We start from the raw sequence: 8619 nt of genomic DNA, 5'->3' as shown, positions 1-8619 counted from the left end.
CACCCCCTGATCGGGCACTCCCACCAGCTGGGCCAGCTTGTAGACCAACGCCATCGCATGAAACTGAAACGGCCCATGCAAGAGCGGATCATAGTGATAACTCAAAATATTCAGCGACAGCTGAAGGGAGAAGTAAGCATGGAGACTCTCATCGTGGTGCAGTGGGCGCACCCCCAGGTCCCAGAAGCGCAAGACCGCCGCCACCACCAACACCACTCCATATGCCACCCACTCCAGAACCTGGTTGCGGGACGGCCTTTGACGACGTAGAGCGGGTCCAGGGCGCCAGTCTTCCGCCTGAGCGAAAGCCTTCTCCTGCTCAAGCGAGTCTGACTGCTCAGCCACCGCCCCAGCTAGCAGATCACCCTGATCCGACCGACTATCTACAGGCTGATGCTCAAACCTCTTCAAATTCAAGGCCCAACTCCTCATACAACCTTCACCGGAAGAGCGGAGGTCACACCTATGACAGCAGAACCTTATAAATTGTCACACCCTCGGCGGAGTAGACCACCCGCAAGAACGAAGGGAAATGGCCCAAATTAATCGTCTGATATTTTGCCAACTCCAGCGGTCCCACGTAGACATACGTTACATGATAAAGAGTCAGCAGCGAGCGGACCACGTTGGCTTGAGGGCTGGTATAGATTGTTGCCACGTCGCTGGCTCGCCGATTAAAATCGGCAGCGTAGGCTACATTATTCAGCCAATTCACACGCCACTGATACTCATGGCCGACCCAGCCCATAATGGTCGGCAAGCCAGTAAAGGCCGAGACCCGAGCGTAGTCGCTATAGTCTGGGCCAACCGCCTCCACGATGACAGGATCACCGTCAACATGGGCATTGAGCCAGCGAATCGCTGCATAATCGCCGGGATCGGTCTGGGACAGATAGGTCAGCCCATCCAGACTATTGCTCCGTTGCGCGAAATGATCCGTGCGGGTATAGCTCCCTGCCACCGGATAGACTGCTCCGGCCAGCAACAAGAGACAGAGGGCCGCCGTCCACACCACTTGCAAACCCTCCTGCAGAAGGCGCTGGAGTGGCGTCACCATCTCTCCAGGACGCAGAGCCTCTAAAATAAAGAAGAGAGCAGCCCCACAGGCGATCGAGAGCTGAGCCCACGACTGAAAATAAAACTTAAAGACCGTGTTCATGCGTGGATAGCTGTCGGCAAAGACATCGCGCAGATAGAATACCTCGCAGCCAGCTACCAGGGCAAAGGCCAACGAGCCAAGCAACAGCGTAAAAGCCAAGGCCCGATCACGCAGGTGAGAGAGGACCAGCACAGCACCCACCGCTGCCAGTGCGCCTGCCGCCACAAATGTACCGCTATTGCGCATCAGGAGTAGGGCCACCAGGCCCAGCAAAGCGATCACCCAGAAGCTCAACCACTGAGCGCTGAAGCGCACGAGCCACCTGAGCCAGCCAGGAGCAGCAACAGCCGGGACCTCCTCCTTCTCAGTGGCGGCCTCCTCCTCAGCAAAGGCAGGTAACCTGGCCACACCCGCCACCAGCAAGGAGAGAAAGACGAAAGCAAATAGACCATAGATCAGAATCTCCTGGCCAGGAGACGAGCGATCAGCAGGGCTAACCACCCCGATTCCCTGCGATGGCGACACAAAGCTCAAATAGAAAGGCAGGTAGAAGGCCAGCGAGAGAATGACCAGCGGTACTGCCGCCGCAGCAATATCTACCAGAAGTGTACCCTGGAAGCGGCGCCCATGAACCACCCACTGCTGCAGGGCAATACAGACCAGGGCCAGGCCCAGATAGGTCGGATAATCCCAACCGTTCATCGTAAAGAGCGCGCCGATTACCAGCGCCGTTGCTCCCAGGGTCAGCGGAAGGCGCCAGCCGCGACCAAAGATGAAGATTCCCTGACCCTCACGCGCCAGCAAGAGATTGAAGGCCAAAGCAATGGCCAGAATGGTGAACGCCAGGGCCAGCACATGGGCATGGAAACAGGAGAGCAGAAAGCTGAAAGCGGGGAATTCATTGATCGTCTTATCCACCACCCGCGAAGGAGCAAACCAATCGAACTGACTGAGGTCACCATGATCGCGCCACCACTGCTGCGTCGCGGCCAGATTGCCCAGAATCAAGCCGAGCACCATCGTCAGGAGTCCGTAGGGCATAGCTGTCGTTAAGCGCGGGAAAGCCAGAGCCGGAGCCTCGGCGCGTCCATCATCAGGAGGAGAGCCAGCGGCGCGGACATGCTTGGCCCAAGCAATCACATTGCAGGTCATGCCGAAGAGATTAACCGCCGTCAGCCCGAAAAAGATACAGATTCCTGTATTAAAAGCGATAGAGGGAGATTGTCCCAGGAGCTTTGCCAGCACCACGATCGTAAAGTGAGCGTAGTAATAGTAGTTGATCGGGTAGCCAGCATACCACATATCATTCGGCGGCAGATGAGGACTGCGCATAATTGCCGCAATAAAGCCCTCATCCATAAACATCTCAAAGCCGCGGATATCAGGGCCGTAGGAGCGAATCCACCCGAGCAAAAAGACCATACCCAGGAAGACCAGCTCGCAACCGACCAGATAGATCGCGTTCGCACGCAGCAGCTTGAAGAGCGTCGCGCGCACCAACAGCAGGCCCGCCAGAGCAGGGATTAGCAGCGCCACGAAGACCCCGGCGATAAAAGCGCGGCTGAACGGCCAGGACTGGACGCACATCAAAGGAAACCATACACAGAAGGCGAAGAGCGCTAGCGCCAGGGCCTTACTAAAGGCCCAGCCGCGGTCAGGGAGATTGCGCAAGACTGTCACAGTCAGCGGCAGGCAGAGCAGGCCCAGCAGCTCCACCAAAGCCCATATCAAGAGCAAGTCAAGCATAGGAATACTCGATCAGTACCACCATAGATTTCTCAGCTCCTGAGCCACCGTGTCACAGCCACCTGTGCACATGGATCGCCTGCCAGGCAGAAGCCCAGCAACCACAATCAGCCCGGCCCCAGTCAGCACACCAGCGAAGCGAATCGCAGCGCTGCCTATCAGCAAGTGGTCAGCAGCACATCTTAGCGAGCAACTGGCACGGAGCCACTGCCCATCAGTACCTCCCACTATCTCCAATTATCAACGAATCTGGCGCCCATTCAGTCCCGCGAGCAGCCTCACCCTGGGAGGAAAGAGAACTCGACGCCGACTAAGGAGCCGAGAAGGCACAGCTTAGCGAACTGACAGGCTGAGGCCAGTGTACACCAGACACGAGCTTCTCAAAGAGCTGCTGGGGCGTGTAAGGATAGGGGGTATCACGCACAAAGATGCGGGCAACCGGATGATCAAAGACCGAATAGCTCTCATCGGCCCCGCTGTCGTCGAGCGTAATCCCAAAGAGATGCGGGCGCACCACAAACTGAGCAGCCAGATGGAAGCCCAGCTGTCCACTAAACAGGAGCTGATAATAGTGAATTGTCAGCGGATAGCGTGCGGGCAGGCGCGGGATCGATTTATCGAGGCGATCAGTAGGCATAGTAATGGCGTCGATAGTCGGCAAGAGCTTGGCCAAGGTGCAGGCTTTCTGCGGGGTATCATCCCCATAGAGATCCAGCCCAGTTTGAGGCTGGCCAGCAGCGTTCAAATAGGTTGCCTGACGGTAGATGCTGGGATCATGGCCATCGACCGGCACAGGCAAAGGATCATCCCACTGCTCGTAGGTCAGCACGCTGCCTGGCGGCAGATGGGCATAGATCCAGCGTGAAGCCATCACTCGCGTATTTGGCTCACTGTACACATTCAGCAAAGCCAGACCTTGAAAGGCAGTGCCGGCCAAAACCACCCCCACCAGCCCATAGCCGATAGCGCGCGCCAGGGGTCCGCGTCCAGCCCCAATCTTACCCTCAACCGGCCCCCTTCTACTTGCTAGCCACCGCTCCAGCCAGACCTGAATCTGCAGCAGCAGGAGCGCGGCAAGCAACGCCAGGAAGGGATAGAGCGGCAGCATATAGCGCATAAACTTGACATAGAAACTGCCCGTAATAGCTCCATAGACCGCCACCCAGGAGAGCGGAACCAGCCAGGTTGAGAGCAGGCGTTGCCTGAGCAGATACCAACAGAGCCAGAGCAAGCCAGCCAGGGCAGCCAGGCCCAAAGTCAGGCCCTGGCCCCAGAGAACCATATTCTGCAGCTCGTAAAGATAGGGAATCGTGCCAGCGAACTGGCGCACGTAGGGCAGATCGATCAGGCCACGGGCCAGGTCCCCCTGGAACGAGACCTGCTGGATAAAGTCCCGCGCATCGAGAAAAGCATAGGGCATGGCCACAAAGAAGACCAGCCCGGTTGTGACCAGCGAGAGCACGAACAGCCCCCAGCCATGCAGAGAGCCTTGACGCCACCACCGCAGGCCAAAAGCCAGCCCCAGTGGAACGATCAGGGGAGCTGCGCTAAACTTCGTCGCCAGCGCCAGACCATAGCCCAGACCAGCCAGGAGCGCCCAGCGGAGCGGATGCTCACTTTTGACCAGGGCCACACAGGCCAGCACCGTGAGAGTGATGAAAAAGACGAGAATGGTATCGACTGCGTAAAAATGTGAGAGCTGTAATTGCAGAGGGGTAAACACCACCAGGGCGGCGGCCAGCAGAGCCACTGCCCAGGCGCGAGGTCGGCCAGGCTGCTCGTCTTCCACCAACAAGAGCGCCAACAGAGCCGTGAGCACGATCGTTCCACTATCAAAGAGGGCCGAGATCACGCGGCCCAGCAGCGTGAGAGTGGCAAAGTTTCCCAGGGCGGGGAAGAAAGGCTTCAAGACCGCGCCCAGTGCAGCCAGCAAATAAATCGGGAACGAGCCGTAAGCAAAGAACTGTGGATTCAGCGGAGAGTGAGCTGCGTCCAGGAACTGGGCCCAGCTTGTGGGCCTAGCAATCGCCACGACGTGAAAGAGAATCTCGCGCTCATCGGGATGGAAGCTATTGCCATCATCCCAATTCAGGCCATAGAGGCGAAGCGCCAAGCCAAGCACTGCCAAGGCGATCAGCGCAAGTGGACGCCAGCGAATAACAAGCTTCACGGAGCGCCTCTGTCGTCTCTCTCTAGCAAAGATGAACCATCTATCGCCACAGCTGGCTACTACAGCAAGCTATCGTCTTTTTCCTGTGGTTGTGGCCTTTAGTATAGGAGGATTGTCTGCAGTGGTCAAGAGAGAGGGCACGACCACAGATGGCGGGGCTTCAGAACATCGATAGCCAGCGCGCAAAGCGAGAGCCTCGGGCAGCACCGGCAGTCGAGGGGAGATGCTGGTGGACATAGTCGGACTCCTTCCGCAAAACGGCAGCATCGCTGCTCTCTTTGTAAAGGATACCATAGCCTCGGCAGTCAGGCAACAGGCACCGCTTCACTCCCCTAAGATCAGAAGATATGCTACACTGCCTAGGGGAGGCTGGAGGAAGCGAAGAATCTGCCCCCCATCACAACAAGCAGAGAAGCGGAAAGGAGGCCACGAGTGCCTGCACTGGACGAGCAGAGCCTGATGCCCGGCACCGAGGGCATCAACTTTTATGAAGCCGATCCCATCCTGGAGCAATTGCTCCAGCGTCATCTTTCCCCCGACGACTATGAGCGCGCGCGACCACTGCTTCTGCACATGGGGGCAGTTGCCTCCGAGCGCATGGATGAGTTGGCCGCCATTGCCGACCGACACGGGCCGGTGCTGCGCCAATACGATCGGCGTGGTCAGCGCATCGACGAAGTAATCTTTCATCCGGCCTATCACGAACTTGAACGCATCGCCTATCAGGATTTTGCCATCGCCGCCTGCACCCACCGCGAGGGTGCCCTAGGCTGGCCTGGACGCGTCCCTCAACCTGTCAAATTTGCCCTGGCCTACCTCGGTATGCAAGCCGAAGCAGGTGTCTTCTGTCCTGTCTCCATGACCGACGCCCTGGCCCGCGTTTTGGAGCGCTACGGCGATGAAGCACTCAAGCAGCGCTTTCTTCCTCATCTGACCGCCCTCAGCCTGGATCAGCTCCAGCAGGGGGCCATGTTCTTAACCGAGAAGCAAGGTGGCTCAGACGTCGGCCAGACAGCCACCATAGCCCGTCGACACGAGGGCGGCGAAGACAGGAGCGAGTCCTGGCCCCAGTGGCAACTCTGGGGAGAGAAATGGTTTTGCTCCAACGTCTCTGCCGATCTGATTCTTACCCTGGCACGTCCTGGCGGCGCTCCAGCCGGGACACGGGGTCTGGGCCTTTTCCTGGTACCTCGTCGTCTGCCAGACGGAAGACGCAACGCCTACACCATTAACCGCTTAAAGGAGAAGCTGGGCACCCGCTCGCTGGCCACAGGCGAAGTAACCCTGGAGGGAGCCCTGGCCTACCAGGTGGGAGCTTTGGAACGGGGCTTCGTCCAGATGACCGAGATGATCAACCTGACACGCATCTGGGCAGCCATCGGCTCCCTGGCCGCCATGCGACGCAGCCTGCTAGAGGCCACAGTGCACACTCATGGACGCATCGTCTTCGGGCGTCGTCTCTGTGACCATCCCCTCATGCGGCGTCAACTAGTTGACCTTCTCCTCGAAGTCGAAGGCTGTGCAGCGCTGGCCTTCGAGACAACAGCGGTTCTGGAACGGGTTGACCGCTACGGGCACGAGGAAGATCGCCGCCTGCTGCGCATCTTGACGCCTCTGTGCAAATACTACATCCCCAAGCGAGGCGAGTACGTTACCTTGGAAGCGCTAGAGATGCGGGGAGGCAATGGCTACGTGGAAGATTGGGTGAATCCGCGCCTCCTACGCGACGCCATCGTCAACGCCATCTGGGAAGGAGCCAGCAACGTCATCGTTCTCGACGTCGCGCGGGCCATGAGCCGTGAGGGAAGCCACCTGCAGCTCTTCGCCTGGTTACAGGAGCGACTGCGTGCTCTCCAACGCCCTGAGCTGGCGGAGAGTGTTCACGATCTCCAGCTCAGCCTGAAGCAAGTCGCAGCTCGCTTCGAGGCCCTGACGACGCTTGATCCCGAAAGCGCCCAGCTGCCCCTACGTGGCCTGGTTGAGCGTCTAGCGCAAGTCACCATCGCCATGCTCTTGCTAGAGCAGGCAGCCACCAGTCTCAGCACCTCGCAGGCCGTTGGCGAACGGCAGCTGCTCGTTGCCCAACTCTTTATGAGGCGTCATCTGCAGCCTCACCCCGACGGCTGGCAGGCGGACGACGATCGCCGACCTTTGGAACAGTTCGAGACACTGATCCAGGGAGCGGTTCGTTTCCAACAGGGAGCCTAAAAAAGAGGAAAAAGCCTTCAGCGATGCCGGCCCGGCGTGTCGATGCGGGGCCGGGGCAAATGGGCCGGCATCGCGACGGCGGACAGGTGAACATAGATTATCTCCATAGCTGGAGAAGAATGAAGAACAGAGAAAGGAGAGGGCGAGGCTCACTCAACAACGAGACAAGGCCCAGAGACAAAAACCTCCGCCTTTGCTCGCCTGTCGAAGCAGGCCCAGCAGCTTCAGCCAGTAGCGGGGAAAAGGGCGAGGCGTGGCCTCTGGAGACCTGGGAGAGAAGGCAATCGCAGGTGCTCACTTAGGCCAGAACGCCGTCGCGTTCCCCTACCAGACGCTGGATCTCACGCAAGCGCCACTCAGCCCGTTCCACATTCTCCAGGGCCTGGGCCAGAATACGTTCCTCCAGGGAAGAGAAGGACTGCTCGATTTCGGGATCGATCGAGCCGCCAAGCAGTTCTAGAGCACGATGGAGCCTGGGATCTTCAGTTGCAGCTACCGTTGACATGGCGTGTCACCTCTCGATCAAGAACTGAGTCTGACAGCAAGCAAGTCCATCACCAGCCATGAAATAAAGACCGGCGCGGCGCACTCCAGCCTCAAGCTATCCCACCAGGCTAGCGCGGATGACAGAAGAGCGGGACCATCGGGGGTTACCCAGATGGAGATTCTCGCTCCTCAATGGAATACGCCTGAACACCGAAACAGGTTGCAGCCCCCGCACTACCACCGACTTCATTCATAGTCTCCATTTCTATGATACGTCTGGCGCCAAAAACGGTATAAAGGGGCTACCAACATTCCTATCTGCAAAACTTCTAAACTGCCAGCTTTTTTCGAGAGGAGGGCTTGGGAGGCAGCTTCGTCTTCTCGTCTCTCCTGCCACCCGCGACCTCCTCCCTTAACGTAAGGCCCGTCTACTTGACAATCACCGTCAAGTTCATCCCCTGGTGGATCGTACAGTAGAGCTTAAATGTACCAGCGGTAGTGAAAGGGCCAATCTGCTTTGTATCGTTGCCGCTGAACTGCACATCGACCTTTGGAGCTCCCGGCTCAATTGCGGGCTTGGCAGTGCCATTGACCCAGGAGCCGTTTTGAATAATGTGCGGCACAGCGACAGTATCGACCAGCGTAATCGATTCACCCTTTTTGATGGTGATAGAGGACACCTCGAAGTTCGTGGCGTCCATCTTCACTGTGTTCCCCCCGCTGGCGCTGCTCGCCGAAGAAGAACTACCGCTGCTGCTGCTTGCATTGGCCGCAGTTGAGCTGGTTGTCCCAGGTCGCGTACAGGCCACCAACAGCAGGCTCACCAGCGCCAGCGCTGTCAACACCAGCCACAGCAAGCGTAGAGGTTTCTGCTCCATAGCAACCTTGTAGCCTCTCAATCCTAGCCGAT

Annotated in this window: 5 protein-coding genes and 1 pseudogene; 1 reads left to right on the top strand and 5 read right to left on the bottom strand. The window is 58.2% G+C overall.

The genetic code is table 11. The features are described 5' to 3' along the window. The 3 genes and pseudogenes from IRZ31_RS18010 to IRZ31_RS18000 form a co-directional block, all read right to left on the bottom strand. A pseudogene (locus IRZ31_RS18010) lies at window positions 1-417 on the bottom strand (hypothetical protein); the annotation flags it as partial. Window positions 418-463: 46 nt separating this feature from the next. Beyond that, window positions 464-2845: a DUF2298 domain-containing protein gene (locus IRZ31_RS18005; protein ID WP_297156186.1), complete on the bottom strand. Its 2382-nt coding sequence runs from the start codon at window positions 2843-2845 to the stop codon at window positions 464-466. A 310-nt stretch (window positions 2846-3155) separates the two neighbouring features. Continuing rightward, complete coding sequence (locus tag IRZ31_RS18000; protein ID WP_297156184.1) at window positions 3156-5015, bottom strand: phospholipid carrier-dependent glycosyltransferase; 1860 nt, start codon at window positions 5013-5015, stop codon at window positions 3156-3158. Window positions 5016-5447: 432 nt separating this feature from the next. On the opposite strand from IRZ31_RS18000, the gene IRZ31_RS17995 reads away from it, so the two are divergent. Next, the gene (locus IRZ31_RS17995) at window positions 5448-7223 is read left to right on the top strand and encodes an acyl-CoA dehydrogenase family protein (RefSeq protein WP_297156182.1); all 1776 of its coding nucleotides are present in this window, start codon (window positions 5448-5450) and stop codon (window positions 7221-7223) included. 298 nt (window positions 7224-7521) lie between these two features. Here the strand turns inward: IRZ31_RS17995 and IRZ31_RS17990 are convergent, their stop codons facing one another. Both IRZ31_RS17990 and IRZ31_RS17985 read right to left on the bottom strand, forming a co-directional pair. Further along, window positions 7522-7728 (bottom strand): hypothetical protein, encoded by a 207-nt coding sequence (locus tag IRZ31_RS17990; protein ID WP_052888583.1) that lies wholly within the window; start codon window positions 7726-7728, stop codon window positions 7522-7524. A 409-nt stretch (window positions 7729-8137) separates the two neighbouring features. After that, a partial coding sequence (locus IRZ31_RS17985; protein ID WP_297156181.1) for a plastocyanin/azurin family copper-binding protein occupies window positions 8138-8619 on the bottom strand: 482 nt, incomplete at its 5' end.

This window comes from Thermogemmatispora sp., from assembly GCF_019683635.1.
Classification (GTDB): Bacteria; Chloroflexota; Ktedonobacteria; order Ktedonobacterales; family Ktedonobacteraceae; genus Thermogemmatispora.
The sequence above is the reverse complement of the archived record's forward strand: the minus strand, read 5'-3'. Positions and strand labels throughout refer to the sequence as shown.